This is a genomic window from Ruegeria sp. AF5, from assembly GCF_056541905.1.
Window position 1 is genome coordinate 93750 of the sequence record NZ_JBQFYZ010000004.1, and the last position, 15055, is coordinate 108804.

The window sequence follows — 15055 nt, forward strand, 5'->3', positions numbered from 1 at the left end:
GGTCGGCCCCGACATTAGGCAAGCCCAGCAGGTTGTTCCAGCGATTAATTCTGAACCTGAAACGCCGCACAGGGATCTTCACGCTCGACTGTGGGGCTGTCGATTACGATATCAAAGTCACCGTCGATAATGTCGTCTTCGGACTGTCCGACCGAGACCACCTTCCATCCGGGTTGAAGGCGTTCAAGAAATGTCGGGATACCTCGGTCTTTGCGCGCATGTCCGTTCCCAGTGATCACGGCAACCGGGCCGCCGGTTTCTTCCATCGCGCGTATCACCGCGCGCGCAAGAACCGCATCGCGCAAACGCTGGATCGCGACCATCTGGGGTAACATTTCGGGCGGGAGAGCATCGCAATGCGCGGCCATTTGATCTGCCTCACGCGCCTCCTGCTCCTCGGGCGTCAGCGGTACAGTCAAACCATAGCGCGCCGCGTCTGCACCCAGCGCCGTGGCGGCCCCGCGTTCCATCGCAGCCCGCGCGGCAGCACGCGGCACCATGGCCCCGTAAACCGGCGCACCGGAGGCCTTGAACACCGGATAATACAGCCTGAGCGGTGGCCAACCACTTTCTGCCCATTGCAGAATACGGCTCAATTCTTCCGGGTTGGAGACGGCTTTTTGCGCCAGCCGTTGCGCGCCTTCTTCGGTGACCATCTCCCAGACAACGGCCGAGGGTGAAATTTCCACTATCGCTTCGGCTTGAATGAGGTGGTGGCGGGGATTGTCGTGAACCTCTCCCAGAATTACTACATCTGCATCCCGCATCGCGAGAGCCGCATCATCAGAAATAAGATCTTCCGCCAGTCCGGGTCGCGCTGCTGCAACCGTAAGGCCCAGAACACACGCAAGAATCGCAAGCTGTTTCATGCGATGAAGTGTTGCACCTCGTTCGACTGGGCTTCAAGGTTCTTGCGCATTTTTGCGAACGCTGCGGCCTCAAGCTGTCGCACCCGCTCCTTGGACAGTCCCAACTCGACGCCGAGACTCTCCAGTGTCCGCGCAGGCTCGCGCAGTTTGCGTTCGCGCACAATGAACCGCTCGCGGTCATTCAGTGCGTTCATCGCGATCAGCAACCACTGGCGCAACTGTTCGGTGTCGTGGGTGTGTTCAACTGCTTCGGCGGCCTGTTCGCGTTCATCTTCCAGCGCATCGATCCATTCACGCCCGTCTTCGTCGGCGGATTGCACCGCGTTCAGGGAAAAATCCGACCCTGACAGCCGACCTTCCATCAGTTCAACGTCGCGCAGAGGAACCCCGATTTCCGTGGCGATCATCTGATGCAGCTGGTGGCGATCCAGTTCAAGACCTTCGGTTGCGGCCTCGCGTTCAAGGCGGGCCTGAACCCGACGCATGTTGAAAAACAGCGATTTCTGCGCCGAGGTGGACCCCGTTCGCACCATGGACCAGTTCCGCATCACATAATCCTGAATGCTCGCCTTGATCCACCACACCGCATAAGTCGAAAACCGCACCCCACGATCAGGGTCGAACTTGTCTGCGGCCTTCATCAATCCCAGACCGGCCTCCTGGATAAGGTCATTCATCGGCGCGCCATAGCGTTTGAACTTGGCCGCCATCGAAATTGCCAGCCGCATATACGCTGTGATCAGGCGGTGCAGTGCCTGTTCGTCACGCTGGTCACGCCAGGCATAGGCCAGCTTCAGTTCCGTTTCCGCATCCAGCAACTCGGCCTTCATCGCTTGCCGGGACATCGAAAAATCTGTCGCGTTGTCCAGTGCCATAAACCTCTCCCCTGATTTGCAGGCGTTGGCCGGGCTTGCCATGCCGACCTATGACCGATACGCAAAACAGCACCAATTGGATCATCTTTAGGTAAGTACTGTGGCGTCAGATTTAACCTTAATTCTGGGCGGAGCTGCTTCGGGCAAGTCGGCATTTGCCGAGAACCTCGTTGTTTCCACAGGGAAAAATCGAGTTTACCTAGCGACATCACAAGTGTTTGATGACGAGATGCGGCAGAAGGTTGATCGCCATTTGGTACAGCGGGGCGGCGGTTGGACCACGATTGAAGAGCCCCTTGACCTGAGGCCGGTGCTGTCCAGCCTGTCCTCGGATCAGGTGTGTCTGGTCGATTGCGCCACCATGTGGCTCAGCAATCACTTGCTGGCCGAAACCGATCTGGGCGCAGTCCAAACTGACCTGCTAAAGGCCCTGCGTGCATGCCCCGCGCAGATTGTGATCGTGTCGAACGAAGTCGGGCACGGTATTGTTCCGGATAACGCGCTTGCCCGCCGCTTTCGCGAAGCGCAGGGCCGGCTGAACATCGCACTTGCGGCGCAGGCTGATCTGGTGGTGCAAGTGACCGCCGGGTTGCCGTTGGTCCTGAAAGGGCAGCTACCGTGACACGACTGCATCTTGTTCGCCACGGGCCCACGCATGCAAAGACGATGCTTGGCTGGTCCGATCTGCCTGCTGATCTAAGCGATACAGCGGCGCTGAAGCGCCTGCACGACCATTTGCCATTCGATGCACTTGTGATTTCGTCCGACCTGTCGCGCGCAATTGACACTGCTTCGGCCATTCAGGGCCAGCGTCACCGTCTGCCACATCACCCGGACCTGCGGGAAATCCATTTCGGTCAGTGGGAGCTTCGCGGGTTTGCCGATATTGAAGCCGAAGACCCCGAGCTGGCTTTTGCCTATTGGGACAACCCCGGTGATGTCCGCCCACCGCAAGGTGAAAGCTGGAATGAGGTCCGCGACCGGGTCGATTCCGCGATCGACGCGCTTATGTCCGCGCATACGGGCCGCGATCTGGTGATCGTCGCGCATTTCGGCGTGATCCTGACACAAGTGCAGCGCGCCCTTGGTCTGGACGGGCAGCAGACCTTTGCGCATCGGATCGACAACCTTTCGGTGACGGATATCGCTGTCAACGGCGGGGCGTGGACTGTCGGGTCGATCAATCACCTTCCGTGAACAGGTCCAACACAAATCACTGATTTACCGGTCCGCAAAGCTGAGGCATCGTCCGCGCATGACTTATGACCTTTATATCGGCGATCGCCTCTTCTCCAGCTGGTCAATGCGCGGCTGGTTGATGCTTGAGAAATTCAACCTGCCCTATCGCAGCCACATGATCGGCCTCTATTCCGGCACTATGGCGCAAGACATGGAACCGCTGGCCCCTGCCCGCCTTGTCCCTGCCCTGCGCATGCCGGATGGAACGGTTGTGGGGGAAAGCCTGGCGATGGCCGAAACACTGGCCGAACGCCACCCCGATGCCGGGTTGTGGCCTTCGGATGCCGCAGCCCGGGCAACGGCCCGCTGGCTATGCGCTGAAATGGTAGCCGGATTCAGCGCCCTGCGTGGAGAATGCGCCATGCAGCTGCGCAACGTGTGGCAAGGCTTTACGCCGTCTGAGGCGACTTTGTCAGACCTGGAGAGGATTGAAACACTCTGGGCACATGCGAGGAGCGTGTCAGGGGCAGACCAAGGCCCGTTATTTGGTGCCTATTCACTGGCAGACGTCTTCTACACACCCGTTGCTGCGCGGATTATAGGATATGGGCTGCCGGTGTCAGAGGCGAACCGGGCTTATTGCATGGAACTGCTCTCTGATCCCATCGTCAGACAGTGGCGCGCCATGGGATTGACCGTAGAGTATGACACCTTCCCATACGCGCAGGACTTGCCGTCCGGCCCTTGGCCAGTCGGGGGTGTTTCTGCTGCGAAGCCGGTTTCAAGTGGTCCGTCAGTCAACGCCGCCTGCCCGTATTCCGGCAAGCCTGTCACCGATTTCCTGGAGCTTGACGGGCAATGCTGGGGGTTCTGCAACCCATTCTGCCGGAACAAAACTGTGGCCGACCCCGGAGCATGGCCCAAATTCGCGGCCATGCGCGCAGCCGTTAACGACTCTTAAACCAGAACCGTGGCAGCAACGTCCTGTTAACCAAAACAGGACTGCCATGGTCGCCCGCGCCCACACCGTTGCTTTTCAAGGGGTCGATGCCCGCCCGGTCGAGGTGCAATGCGCGGTGTCACCCGGACTGCCAGCCTTTTCCATCGTGGGCCTGCCCGACAAAGCCGTGTCCGAGGCGCGTGACCGCGTCCGCAGCGCGCTGAACGCGATGGCCATCGCGCTGCCGTCCAAGCGGATCACCATCAATCTGTCCCCCGCCGACCTTCCTAAAGAAGGCAGCCATTTCGACCTGCCCATCGCGGTCGCGCTTTTGTCCGCGCTCGACATCATCCCTGCCGATGCCGCGGAAAGCACCGTTGCATTGGGGGAGTTGTCACTCGACGGTTCTCTGGTGCCCGTTGTTGGTGCTTTGCCCGCCGCGATGACGGCAGCTTCAGAAGACCGCGCCTTGCTTTGTCCGCGCGCCTCCAGCGCCGAGGCGGCCTGGGTAGATGCCACTCAAGTGATCGGCGCCGGATCACTTGGAGAGGTCGTGCGGCATTTCTCGGGCCAATCCCCGTTGCCAGCGGCGCAAGCTGGCGAAGTGAACCTGACACCGTCCAACCGCGACCTGCGCGATGTGAAAGGGCAGGAGCGCGCCAAACGCGCCCTGGAAATCGCCGCCGCCGGACGTCACCACTTGATCATGATCGGCACGCCGGGATCGGGCAAATCCATGCTGGCGGCGCGGCTTCCCGGAATTTTGCCGCCGCTTACTGCCGTGGAAGCCCTGGAGACGTCGATGATCCAATCGCTATGTGGGTTACTGGATGAAGGCGGAATAAACCGCACTCGCCCGTTCCGCGAACCGCACCACACGGCCTCGATGGCGGCCATAGTTGGTGGTGGGAAAGGGGCCAAACCGGGCGAAATCTCATTGGCTCATAATGGTGTGCTGTTCATGGATGAATTCCCCGAATTTCCACGCACCGTTCTGGAAACCCTGCGGCAACCCATTGAAACCGGCGAAGTCATGGTGGCGCGCGCGAACGCCCATGTGAAATACCCCTGTCGTTTCATGCTGGTCGCCGCCGCCAACCCTTGCAAATGTGGCTATCTGACCGATCCGTCCCGTGCCTGTTCGCGGGCACCGGGATGTGGCGAAGATTACCTGAACCGAATCTCGGGGCCCCTGATGGACAGGTTCGATCTGCGGATCGAAGTCCCGCCCGTGGGCTTTACCGACCTCGATCTGCCCCCTTCGGGCGACAGTTCGGCGACGGTTGCAGCACGTGTCGAAAGGGCGCGAGCCATTCAGGCAGACCGGTTTTGTGACACGCCGGAGTTACGACAAAACGCTGATGCAGAAGGCAAAATACTGGAAGAGATCGCCACGCCCGATGCCGAAGGAAAAGAGCTGCTGTTGAAAGCCGCAGATCGTTTCGGCCTGTCAGCCCGGGCCTTTCATAGAATCCTGAGGGTGGCGCGCACCATCGCCGATCTGGACGGCGCGACCGATATCCGCCGACCACACGTGGCTGAAGCGCTGAGTTTTCGCATCTCTGCCCGGGTTATGGCCTAAAGCCTGGCCTCGATGGCCTGCCAGATCTTTTCGGCGATATTTACGCCGTCAAACCGTTCCAGCTCCTGAATGCCGGTCGGTGAAGTCACGTTAATCTCGGTCAAATAGTCGCCAATAACGTCAATTCCGACAAAGACCTGACCCTTTTCCTTCAGCAAAGGCCCAATCGCCGCACAGATCTCAAGATCGCGTTCGGACAAGCCGATCTTTTCCGGACGTCCGCCAACATGCATGTTCGACCGCGTTTCGCCTTTGGCGGGTACCCGGTTGATTGCGCCGACCGCTTCGCCATCCACCAGAATCACCCGTTTGTCGCCATTGCTGACATCCGGCAGGAATTTCTGCACGATCAAAGGTTCGCGCGAGAATCCGGTGAACAGCTCATGCAAGGAAGTCAGGTTGCGGTCATTGGCGTCAAGCCGGAACACACCCGCGCCGCCGTTCCCGTAAAGCGGTTTGAGGATGATATCGCCGTGCTTTTCCTTGAACGCCTTGATCGTCTGCAAGTCGCGCGCAATCGTTGTTGGCGGGGTCAGTTCGGGGAAATCCAGCACCAGCAGCTTTTCCGGGTAATTGCGCACCCAGAACGGATCGTTGACGACAAGCGTCTGCCCCTTGAGACGATCCAGCAAATGCGTGGACGTGATGTAATGCATGTCAAATGGCGGGTCCTGACGCAGCCAGACGACATCGAAATCGGCAAGATCCACCTCACGTTCGGGACCCAGAACCGCAGGATCTCCGGCAACCCTTTGCACGGTCATGTCGTGACCTCGCGCGGTGATGCGACCCTGTTGATAGGCCAAGTGATCCGGACCGTAGAAAAACAAAGAATGCCCGCGCGCCTGTGCCTCTTCCGCCAGACGGAATGAACTGTCGGCGTTGATATCCACGGCCCCGATCGGGTCCATTTGAAAGGCGATTTTCATGGCATGTCCCTCAGTTTCCCGCCAGATACATGGACCAGCACGCCTGTGGGTTCAATGGGGCTTAGCCAAAACCAAAGGCGTTTTCGATGATTTGAACCGCGCCAGAGCCATCCACAAGTGCCGCGTCAAAGCGCACGTTTGTCAGCTGCCCCTCCGGCTCGTTTTCCAAGAACTGCGCGGCGGAGGCATAAATTCGTTCGATCTGCTTGCGGCTGATCCGGGCAGCGGCTTTTTCAAAGCTGGTGCTTTTCTTAACTTCGATAAACACAAGCCCGTCGCCGTCGTGCGCAATCAGGTCGATCTCTCCGCCAGCGCCCCGCCAGCGACGATGCGCTATGGCAAAGCCCCGACGTTCGTAATCTGCAGCGACCTGTGACTCTGCGGCCTGTCCGGCGTGGTAAGAGATCGAACCCTGTCGTTCACGCCGCCCCATGTCATCCCTTGCCCAATTTCAGAGCTTTCTGGTAAATCGGTCGGCGCGGCAAGTTATACATTTCCGATACAAGATCCGCTGCATCCCGAACCGAGTGATGTTCCAAAGCTCGTTTCAAAGCTTCTTCTAGATCGGATTCGTTAACACTTTGCGAATGACTGCGGTCCACCAGCAGGACGATCTCGCCTTTGACCGTCTTGCCCCGATACTCCTCTGCCAGTTCGGACAGGCTGCTGCGACGGACCTCCTCAAACTTTTTTGTCAGCTCTCGACAAAGCGCAGCCTGCCGTTCAGGCCCCAAGCATTCAGCCAGGTCCGACAGACAGGCGGCAACGCGTTTCGGAGATTCGTAGAACACCAATGTGCCGGGGATGTCCTTCAACGCCTCGATACGGGTGCGGCGTGCTTTGGATGCGTTGGGAAGGAAGCCTGCAAAAAAGAAGGCGTCCGTGGGAAGCCCCGCCAACGTCAGGGCCGTTACAACGGCAGACGCGCCCGGGGCGCAGGTCACGGTATACCCGGCTTCGGCGGCCTGCTTGCCCAAATCATAGCCCGGATCGGCAATTAGCGGCATTCCTGCTTCGGACGCGTAGGCCACCGATTGCCCTTGCGCCAGCGCCTCCATGATCTTGCCGCGTGCGCCTGCGCCGCTGTGGTCGTGATAGGCTTGGATTCGTCGGCCTTCCAGCGGGATGCCATGTATTTCCATCAAGCGACGTAAACTGCGGGTGTCTTCTGCCGCAATCACATCGGCTGAGGCCAAAACATCCAAGGCCCTGAGCGTAATGTCGCGTGCTGTTCCAATCGGAGTGGCAACAAAATACAGGCCCGCAGCCAACTTGATCTTTTGGAAATTCAAAGCTGGACCCTCACAGCGTGACGTTTATTATCGCGGCTCAACAGAACAGAAGCATTCGCGGCCGCCGGATCAGGGAGTTTTCATTTAGATGTTTACCGTTTGCAAGCCCGTAAGCAAGCTGGCGAAAGTCGCCGCTGCCCTGACGACCGCAGCGTTTCTTGCTGCCTGTGAACCAGGTGGTCTTGGCGGAGGTCCCTCGATCAATACCGCAAAGCCGGTTCCTGTCGCCTTGCTGGTTCCCAGAGGATCTGCGCAATCTGGTGATGCAGCGCTGGCGCAAAGCCTTGAGAATGCTGCGCGGCTTGCAATGTCGGATTTGCCAAATGTCCAGATCGACTTACGCGTTTATGACACGGCCGGAAACCCGAACACGGCGACAGCCGTTGCACAACAGGCTGTTGCGGACGGGGCAAAAATCATCATTGGTCCAGTATATGCCCAAGCAGCGAATGCTGCGGGATTGGCGGTGCTGAGCAAGAACGTCAACGTTCTTTCGTTTTCAAACAACGCCAGCATTGCAGGCGGCAACGTCTTTGTATTGGGCCCGACCTTTGACAACACGGCCAACCGGCTGGTGAATTATGCGGGCAGTCAGGGCAAGGTCAACACCGTGGTCGTGCACAGCAACGACGCCGCAGGACAGTTGGGCCGGTCCGCAATCGCCAATGCCATAGCGAACAGTCGGGTCAACAATGCAGGGACCGTCGCATACGACCGGTCGCAACAGGGTGTCATTAATGCGGTTCCCACGATCAAGGCCACTGTCGATTCGACGGGCGCGGATTCGATCTTTCTGACGGCGACCACGGCGGGGGCATTGCCGCTGTTCTCGCAATTGCTGCCAGAGGCCGGTGTTTCTCCGGCAACCACGCAATTCATTGGCCTGACACGTTGGGATATCCCTCCGCAAACTCTGGAGCTTCCGGGGGTTCAGGGGGGGTGGTTTGCGTTGCCTGACCCGTCCAAGGCACAAGCCTACCGTCAGCGTTACAACGCAACCTACGGCGAAGCACCGCACCCGATCAGCGGCTTGGCCTATGACGGCATCGCCGCAATTGGTGCCTTGGTCAGCCAGGGCAAATCAGACGCCCTGACCGCTTCGGCCCTGACGCAGAACGCCGGTTTCCAGGGTGTTGGCGGCATCTTCCGCCTACGCCCGGACGGCACCAACGAACGCGGTCTGGCCGTTGCCACGATCCAGAACAAACAGGTGGTTGTGATTGACCCTGCCCCACAAAGCTTCTCTGGTGCCGGTTTCTGATCTGACGGGCGCGATCAACGTGCCCGAAAGCGCGTTGATCTGCCCCGCCGGAGACATCTTCGACAGCACTGCCGTCAATGATGCACTGGCTCAGGCCTTTGAGGTCTGCCCGGACAACACCAAAATGCGGTCCGAGACGGTGCGCATTCTGCGCGAGGCTCAAAAGTCTGGCCGCGCGGCCATTGCAGAGGCATTTGGCGAACGTCCTTTCGACGCGCGCGCACTCACGCGCTCATATACATACCTGACGGATCAACTGGTTGGGACGGCGATGCTGGTCTCAAGCACACGCCTGCATCCGCTTGCAACACCCACCCAAGGTGAAAAGATCGCCGTTCTGGCTGTTGGCGGTTACGGGCGTGGGGAAATGGCGCCGTTTTCAGATGTCGACCTGCTGTTCCTCACCCCCTACAAGATCACCGCATGGGCCGAGAGCGTCATCGAGTCGATGCTTTATATCCTGTGGGATTTGCGGCTTAAGGTCGGGCATTCGTCACGCACGATCAAAGATTGTCTGCGGTTGGGTGCCGAGGATTTCACGATCCGCACAGCGATGTTGGAGCAACGCTATCTGGCCGGTGACAAGGCACTGGCGGACGGGTTGGACCGAAGGCTGAAAGACGAACTGTTCAAGGGAACCGAACGCGAGTTCATCGAAGCCAAGTTGCACGAACGTGACGAACGCCACCACAAACAAGGCGAGCGTTACATGGTCGAACCCAACGTGAAGGAAGGCAAAGGCGGCCTGCGTGACCTGCAATCCCTCTACTGGATCGCGAAATATATCTATGGCGTTCAGGACGTGGCCGAACTGGTGCCTTTAGGCTTGTTCACCCCCGAAGAGTTCAAGACCTTCGTTCAGGCCGAAGAGTTCCTTTGGGCTGTACGCTCGCACCTGCATCTAGTCACCGGTCGCGCGACCGAGCAGCTTACCTTTGACATGCAGGTCGAGGTCGCCGCACGCATGGGGTACGAGGACCGCGCCGGGCGTCGCGCGGTCGAAGTGTTCATGCAGAGGTATTTCCGCGAAGCCACACGCGTAGGTGAGTTGACGCGCATCTTCCTGACCAAACTCGAAGCGCTGCACATGAAAGGTGCGCCCCTGCTGGAACGCATTTTCCGCAGGCGTCGACGGGTCAAGGCAGGGTACAAGGTGGTTCACGGTCGTCTGGATCTGGTGGAACCTGAGAAATTTCTCTCCGACAAAATGAACCTGCTGCGCCTGTTCGAAGAAGGTTTGCGGACAGGTATGCTGATCCATCCTGATGCCATGCGGCTGGTGAGCGCGAACCTGCATCTGATCGATGACGAAATGCGCGGCGACAAGGAAGCTCAGCGCATTTTCCTGGATCTGATGTTGAAACACGGCAACCCGGAACGCGCATTGCGACGGATGAACGAGTTGGGCGTGCTGTCCGCTTTCCTGCCCGAGTTCGAGCACATCGTGGCAATGATGCAGTTCAATATGTATCACAGCTATACGGTGGACGAGCATACGATCCAGTGCATCGTCAATCTTGCCCAGATCGAACGCGGAGAGCTGGTCGAATCTCTGCCTCTGGCCTCTTCGATTCTGAAAGGCGGGGTCAATCGCAAGGTGCTGTATGTCGCGCTTCTTTTGCACGACATTGCGAAAGGTCGCCCCGAAGACCACTCGATTCTCGGGGCGCAGATCGCGCGCAAGGTGGCGCCTCGGCTCGGCCTGAACAAATCGGATTCCGAAACCGTTGAATGGCTGGTGCGCTATCACTTGCTTATGTCCGATATGGCCCAAAAACGCGATATCTCCGACCCTCGGACAGTGCGCGATTTTGCCAAGGCCGTTCAGACAACCAAACGGCTGGATCTGCTGACGGTTCTGACGGTTTGCGACATTCGCGGCGTTGGCCCGACCACTTGGAACAACTGGAAGGCCACTCTGCTGCGCGCCCTGCATGCTGAAACAAAGCGTGCACTGGAAACCGGTATGGAAGATCTGAACCGGGCAAATCGGGGGGCCGAGGCCAAAACAGCGCTGCGCCGCGCTTTGGACAACTGGTCCAAGGCTGACCTCAAGGTCGAGACCGGGCGCCACTACGCCCCGTATTGGCAGGGCCTGAATCTTGCGACGCATATCGAGTTTGCCGAGATGCTGCACGCGCTGGAACAAAGCGGCGACCCCGGCGCGATGGAAATTCGCCTGCAACCTGATGAAGACCGTGATGCGACGCGGGCCTGTTTCGCTATGGGCGATCACCCCGGTATTTTTGCCCGCATCGCCGGGGCACTGGCCTTGGTCGGCGCGAATGTCGTCGATGCCCGCAGCTACACCACCAAAGACGGCTACGTAACGGACGCGTTCTGGATACAGGACGCCGAAGGGCACCCGTTCGAGGCATCGCGCCTTCCACGCCTGACGCAGATGATTCACAAGACCCTGCGCGGCGAAGTCGTCGCCAAGGAAGCACTGAAGTCACGTGACAAGATCAAGAAACGCGAACGCGCTTTCAACGTGCCAACACATATCACGTTCGACAATGAGGGCTCTGAAATCTACACGATCATCGAAGTAGACACACGCGACCGCCCCGGCCTGCTGTTTGACCTGACCCGGACCCTGGCCGCGGCGAACGTGTATATCGCCAATGCCGTGATTGCGACCTATGGCGAGCAGGTGGTCGATACGTTCTACGTCAAGGACATGTTCGGCTTGAAGTATTACTCGGAAAGCAAGCAGCGCGGACTTGAGGCGAAGCTGCGCACGGCAATCACCGAAGGCGCCGAGCGTGCGGCCTCATGAAGCAAATACGCTTGTTCTCGGGCTTGTTCACGGTCGGTTTCTGGACGCTCGCCAGCCGAATTCTGGGGTTTCTGCGAGAAATACTGCTGACGGCCTATATCGGGCCGGGCCCAGTGATGGATGCCTTTGTTGCTGCCTTTCGCCTGCCCAACATGTTCCGCCGCTTTTTCGCCGAGGGGGCATTTAACGCGGCCTTTGTGCCGATGTTTTCCAAACGACTGGAAGCAGACGAAGACCCTCAGGGTTTTGCGCAGGACGCGTTCAATCTTCTGGCCGTGGCTGTTCTTGCGCTGGTCGGGCTGGCCATGGTTTTCATGCCCGGTCTGGTGTGGCTGACCGCCGAAGGGTTTTACGGCGATGAACGGTTCGATCTGGCGGTGGACTATGGATATGTTGTGTTTCCATACATCCTGTTCATGTCTCTGGCTGCCTTGTTTTCTGGTGTTCTGAATGCAACCGGACGGTTCGCGGCGGCGGCAGCCGCACCTGTTCTGCTGAACATTTTCGCCTGCACCGCCCTGATCGCAGGTGCCATGTCCGGCGGCGAGGTGATCCGGTGGTTGATCTCAGTCATTCCGGTCGCCGGTGTCGCACAACTGGCGTTGGTCTGGGTTGCAACCGAACGCGCCAACATCCGCATTCGCCCCAGCCTGCCGCGCTTGACGCCTGAAATGCGGCGGATGGTACGTATCGCGGTCCCGGCCGCGCTGGCGATGGGGGTCACACAGGTCAATCTGGTTGTTGGGCAATTGGTTGCATCGAAAACCGAAAAAGCCGTCAGCTGGTTGTTTGCCGCAGACAGGCTCTACCAGTTGCCTTTGGGGGTGGTAGGCATTGCTGTCGGCATAGTCTTGTTGCCGGACTTGTCCCGCCGCTTGCGCGCGGATGACAAAGAAGGCGCACGCAATGCCTTTTCCCGGGCCGGTGAGTTCACATTGCTGCTGACGCTGCCTTCGACTGTGGCCTTCGTGGTTATGCCAACCTCCCTCGTGTCGGTGCTGTTCGAACGCGGCCAGTTCGGCCCCGAGGACACGGCCGCCACGGCCCTTGCGGTTGCCATCTACGGGGTCGGGCTTCCGGCCTTCATGTTGCAAAAATTGCTGCAACCACTGTTTTTTGCGCGCGAGGATACACGTTCCCCGTTTCACTACGCGATTGTTGCGATGATCGTGAACGCAGCTCTGGCGTTTGGTCTGTTTCCACTGGTGGGCTGGATCGCGCCGGCAATTGCCGCATCGACTGCCGGGTGGGCGATGGTCGTTCTGCTGGCACTTGGCGCACGACGAATGGGTGAAGAGGCGCGCTTCGATGTCCGGTTCAGAAAGCGCGCAGGCCGGATTGTGGCTGCTTCGCTTGGGATGGGCGCGATCTTATACGCAGCGCTTTACCTGTTCGGGTGGGCTTTGGATGTTCCCGGCTGGCGCTATCTGGCATTGCTGGTCCTGATCATGGTCGCTGCCGTCTCATATTTCCTTCTGGGCCATATCTTCGGCGCCTTCAAGCTGTCGGAGTTCAAGCAAGCCCTGCGCCGGTCGTGATCAATCCCGGCGAATGCGTCCGACGATCCGTGACCACGCGCCCGGTGCAACAAGAAAAGACAAGCCAAAACCGGTGGCAAACCCACCCAGATCAGCAACCCATTCCCAGTTGCCACCAAAGATCAGGCCGAAAAGAAATTGTATGCCCATAAGGACGGCAATCAATTGAAATGCCCGTGCTTGGTTTGCACCTACAAGTGACAGTTTGCGCCACAACAACCACGTAAATGCGCCAATCAGACCATACACCGGCGGGAACCCTCCAATCAGCGGATAGCGTGGGTCCAGTAACGCAGCGTAGACTAATGCGCCGCCAATGCCCGACACGACAAAAATCAGCAGCATCGGGAAACCGCCGAACACTTCGCCAACCATTTTGCCCATCGCCAGCACGAAAACACAGACGAAAATCGCCTGCGTGAAATTGGCGGATACAAAGGGATAGGTAACAAAGCGGATGACATGTTCGAATGGCCAGCGCCCGTTCAGAACCATCCAGTCGAAAATATCCGCAGAAAACGCATAATGCTGGATCGCATCCAGCCGCCAGCCCACCGCTGCTGGTCCTCCGACCAGCCCGCGTGATCCCAGCGTGAAGGCAATTTCTATCCCGATGATGAACAGAACCAGCGCCACCACGGCAGGTGGCAGGGGGTTCACAGGCGGTGTGTAATGTTCACTGCTCATTGGGCTGGCCTTTCGCGGCTGTTGACGTCCCTTTGCCTCATGGGTAAGCGACGGGGGCTGATTTTTCCAGACAGGAGTTCCCTTTGATGACTGAGTCCCAATTCACGCCGCGCGTGTTTTCTGGTGCGCAGCCTTCGGGCAATCTACACCTCGGCAACTATCTCGGGGCGCTTCGGAACTGGGTGAGAATGCAGAGCGAGGAGTTTGAGACTATCTATTGCATGGTCGATCTGCACGCGATCACCGTCTGGCAAGACCCAACCGAGTTGCAGCATGCAACGCGGGAGCTTTGTGCCGGTTACATCGCTTCCGGTCTAAACCCGGAAAAATCAATCTTGTTCAACCAAAGTCAGGTGCCGGAACACGCGCAACTGGCCTGGATATTCAACTGTGTCGCGCGCATGGGATGGATGCAGCGCATGACCCAGTGGAAGGACAAGGCTGGCAAAAACCAGCAGAACGCTTCGCTTGGCCTGTTTGCCTACCCTGCTCTGATGGCAGCCGATATTCTGATCTATCACGCAACCCATGTGCCAGTTGGCGAAGACCAGAAACAGCATCTGGAGTTGACCCGCGACATCGCCATAAAATTCAACAACGATTTTGGCGTCGATTTCTTTCCCATCACCGAACCGGTGATCGAAGGGTCAGCGACAAGGGTCATGAGCTTGCGGGATGGGTCCAAGAAGATGTCAAAGTCCGATCCCTCGGACATGAGTCGGATCAACCTGACCGACGATGCAGATGCGATCGCAAAGAAAATCCGCAAGGCCAAGACCGACCCTGACGCTTTGCCGTCGGATGTCGAAGGTCTGGAGGGCCGCCCCGAAGCGCGTAATCTGGTCAATATCTACGCAGCACTCAGCGAACAAAGCATCGAGCAGGTTCTGGCCGAAGTTGGCGGCAAGCAGTTCGGTGATTTCAAACCGATGCTGGCTGATCTGGCGGTCGCCAAGCTGGCCCCAATCTCGACTGAGATGTCGCGCCTTATGGGAGAACAGGCCGAGATTGACCGGATTCTGGCTCACGGGGCCGAACGCGCCCGCCAGATCGCTGCTCCGATCCTGCAAAAGACCTATGAAATCGTCGGTATGGTCGGATCGGCATCACGCTGAATGCACTGG

The 15055-nt window shown here is 58.6% G+C and carries 14 protein-coding genes; 8 read left to right on the plus strand and 6 right to left on the minus strand.

Annotated elements, in window-relative coordinates:
* Positions 1 to 44: 44 nt before the first annotated feature.
* Together ACR0DS_RS08475 and ACR0DS_RS08480 are read right to left on the minus strand one after the other, a co-directional pair.
* Positions 45 to 869: a ChaN family lipoprotein gene (locus tag ACR0DS_RS08475; protein WP_480558855.1), complete on the minus strand. Its 825-nt coding sequence runs from the start codon at positions 867 to 869 to the stop codon at positions 45 to 47.
* Positions 866 to 1744: an RNA polymerase factor sigma-32 gene (locus tag ACR0DS_RS08480; protein ID WP_480486695.1), complete on the minus strand. Its 879-nt coding sequence runs from the start codon at positions 1742 to 1744 to the stop codon at positions 866 to 868. Before ACR0DS_RS08480 ends, ACR0DS_RS08475 begins: the two co-directional genes overlap by 4 nt.
* A gap of 100 nt (positions 1745 to 1844) precedes the next feature.
* On the opposite strand from ACR0DS_RS08480, the gene cobU reads away from it, so the two are divergent.
* From cobU to ACR0DS_RS08500, 4 genes are read left to right on the plus strand one after another with little or no spacing between them, the layout of a single operon-like run.
* Positions 1845 to 2366 carry a bifunctional adenosylcobinamide kinase/adenosylcobinamide-phosphate guanylyltransferase gene (gene cobU / locus ACR0DS_RS08485; protein ID WP_480558853.1) on the plus strand — a complete coding sequence of 174 codons (522 nt, stop codon included), beginning with the start codon at positions 1845 to 1847 and terminating at the stop codon, positions 2364 to 2366.
* Positions 2363 to 2941, plus strand: a complete 579-nt coding sequence (locus ACR0DS_RS08490; protein WP_480558851.1) for a histidine phosphatase family protein — start codon at positions 2363 to 2365, stop codon at positions 2939 to 2941. Before cobU ends, ACR0DS_RS08490 begins: the two co-directional genes overlap by 4 nt.
* 58 nt (positions 2942 to 2999) lie before the next feature.
* Positions 3000 to 3884, plus strand: a complete 885-nt coding sequence (locus ACR0DS_RS08495; protein WP_480558849.1) for a glutathione S-transferase — start codon at positions 3000 to 3002, stop codon at positions 3882 to 3884.
* A 46-nt stretch (positions 3885 to 3930) separates the two neighbouring features.
* Complete coding sequence (locus tag ACR0DS_RS08500) at positions 3931 to 5445, plus strand: YifB family Mg chelatase-like AAA ATPase (protein ID WP_480558847.1); 1515 nt, start codon at positions 3931 to 3933, stop codon at positions 5443 to 5445.
* Here ACR0DS_RS08500 and gshB read toward each other — a convergent pair.
* From gshB to rsmI, 3 genes are all read right to left on the minus strand, one after another.
* Entirely contained in the window at positions 5442 to 6374 is a 933-nt protein-coding gene (gene gshB / locus ACR0DS_RS08505) for a glutathione synthase (protein ID WP_480558845.1), read from the minus strand. The two genes, ACR0DS_RS08500 and gshB, sit on opposite strands and share 4 nt — an antisense overlap.
* 61 nt (positions 6375 to 6435) lie before the next feature.
* On the minus strand, positions 6436 to 6807 hold the full coding sequence (locus ACR0DS_RS08510; protein WP_480558843.1) for a YraN family protein: 372 nt from the start codon (positions 6805 to 6807) through the stop codon (positions 6436 to 6438).
* Position 6808: 1 nt separating this feature from the next.
* Positions 6809 to 7666 carry a 16S rRNA (cytidine(1402)-2'-O)-methyltransferase gene (gene rsmI, locus ACR0DS_RS08515; RefSeq protein ID WP_480558841.1) on the minus strand — a complete coding sequence of 286 codons (858 nt, stop codon included), beginning with the start codon at positions 7664 to 7666 and terminating at the stop codon, positions 6809 to 6811.
* Positions 7667 to 7754: 88 nt separating this feature from the next.
* Here rsmI and ACR0DS_RS08520 point away from each other — a divergent pair, with 88 nt between their 5' ends.
* The 3 genes from ACR0DS_RS08520 to murJ are packed head-to-tail and all read left to right on the plus strand — an operon-like array spanning position 7755 to position 13244.
* Positions 7755 to 8927: a penicillin-binding protein activator gene (locus ACR0DS_RS08520; protein ID WP_480483206.1), complete on the plus strand. Its 1173-nt coding sequence runs from the start codon at positions 7755 to 7757 to the stop codon at positions 8925 to 8927.
* On the plus strand, positions 8887 to 11706 hold the full coding sequence (locus tag ACR0DS_RS08525) for a [protein-PII] uridylyltransferase (RefSeq protein WP_267365490.1): 2820 nt from the start codon (positions 8887 to 8889) through the stop codon (positions 11704 to 11706). Before ACR0DS_RS08520 ends, ACR0DS_RS08525 begins: the two co-directional genes overlap by 41 nt.
* Positions 11703 to 13244: a murein biosynthesis integral membrane protein MurJ gene (gene murJ, locus ACR0DS_RS08530; RefSeq protein WP_480558839.1), complete on the plus strand. Its 1542-nt coding sequence runs from the start codon at positions 11703 to 11705 to the stop codon at positions 13242 to 13244. The genes ACR0DS_RS08525 and murJ overlap by 4 nt, the downstream gene beginning before the upstream one ends.
* Here the strand turns inward: murJ and ACR0DS_RS08535 are convergent, their stop codons facing one another.
* Entirely contained in the window at positions 13245 to 13931 is a 687-nt protein-coding gene (locus tag ACR0DS_RS08535; protein ID WP_480506755.1) for a rhomboid family intramembrane serine protease, read from the minus strand.
* Between the two features lie 86 nt (positions 13932 to 14017).
* Here ACR0DS_RS08535 and trpS point away from each other — a divergent pair, with 86 nt between their 5' ends.
* Positions 14018 to 15046 (plus strand): tryptophan--tRNA ligase, encoded by a 1029-nt coding sequence (trpS, locus tag ACR0DS_RS08540; RefSeq protein WP_480518485.1) that lies wholly within the window; start codon positions 14018 to 14020, stop codon positions 15044 to 15046.
* The last annotated feature ends 9 nt before the right edge of the window (positions 15047 to 15055 follow it).

Coding starts and splice junctions, on each gene's coding strand:
- ACR0DS_RS08475 (WP_480558855.1), bottom strand. CDS start 869: ATGAAACAGCTTGCGATTCTTGCGTGTGTTCTGGGCCTTACGGTTGCA.
- ACR0DS_RS08510 (WP_480558843.1), bottom strand. CDS start 6,807: ATGGGGCGGCGTGAACGACAGGGTTCGATCTCTTACCACGCCGGACAG.
- murJ (WP_480558839.1), top strand. CDS start 11,703: ATGAAGCAAATACGCTTGTTCTCGGGCTTGTTCACGGTCGGTTTCTGG.
- ACR0DS_RS08535 (WP_480506755.1), bottom strand. CDS start 13,931: ATGAGCAGTGAACATTACACACCGCCTGTGAACCCCCTGCCACCTGCC.
- trpS (WP_480518485.1), top strand. CDS start 14,018: ATGACTGAGTCCCAATTCACGCCGCGCGTGTTTTCTGGTGCGCAGCCT.
- ACR0DS_RS08480 (WP_480486695.1), bottom strand. CDS start 1,744: ATGGCACTGGACAACGCGACAGATTTTTCGATGTCCCGGCAAGCGATG.
- ACR0DS_RS08495 (WP_480558849.1), top strand. CDS start 3,000: ATGACTTATGACCTTTATATCGGCGATCGCCTCTTCTCCAGCTGGTCA.
- ACR0DS_RS08500 (WP_480558847.1), top strand. CDS start 3,931: ATGGTCGCCCGCGCCCACACCGTTGCTTTTCAAGGGGTCGATGCCCGC.
- ACR0DS_RS08520 (WP_480483206.1), top strand. CDS start 7,755: ATGTTTACCGTTTGCAAGCCCGTAAGCAAGCTGGCGAAAGTCGCCGCT.
- gshB (WP_480558845.1), bottom strand. CDS start 6,374: ATGAAAATCGCCTTTCAAATGGACCCGATCGGGGCCGTGGATATCAAC.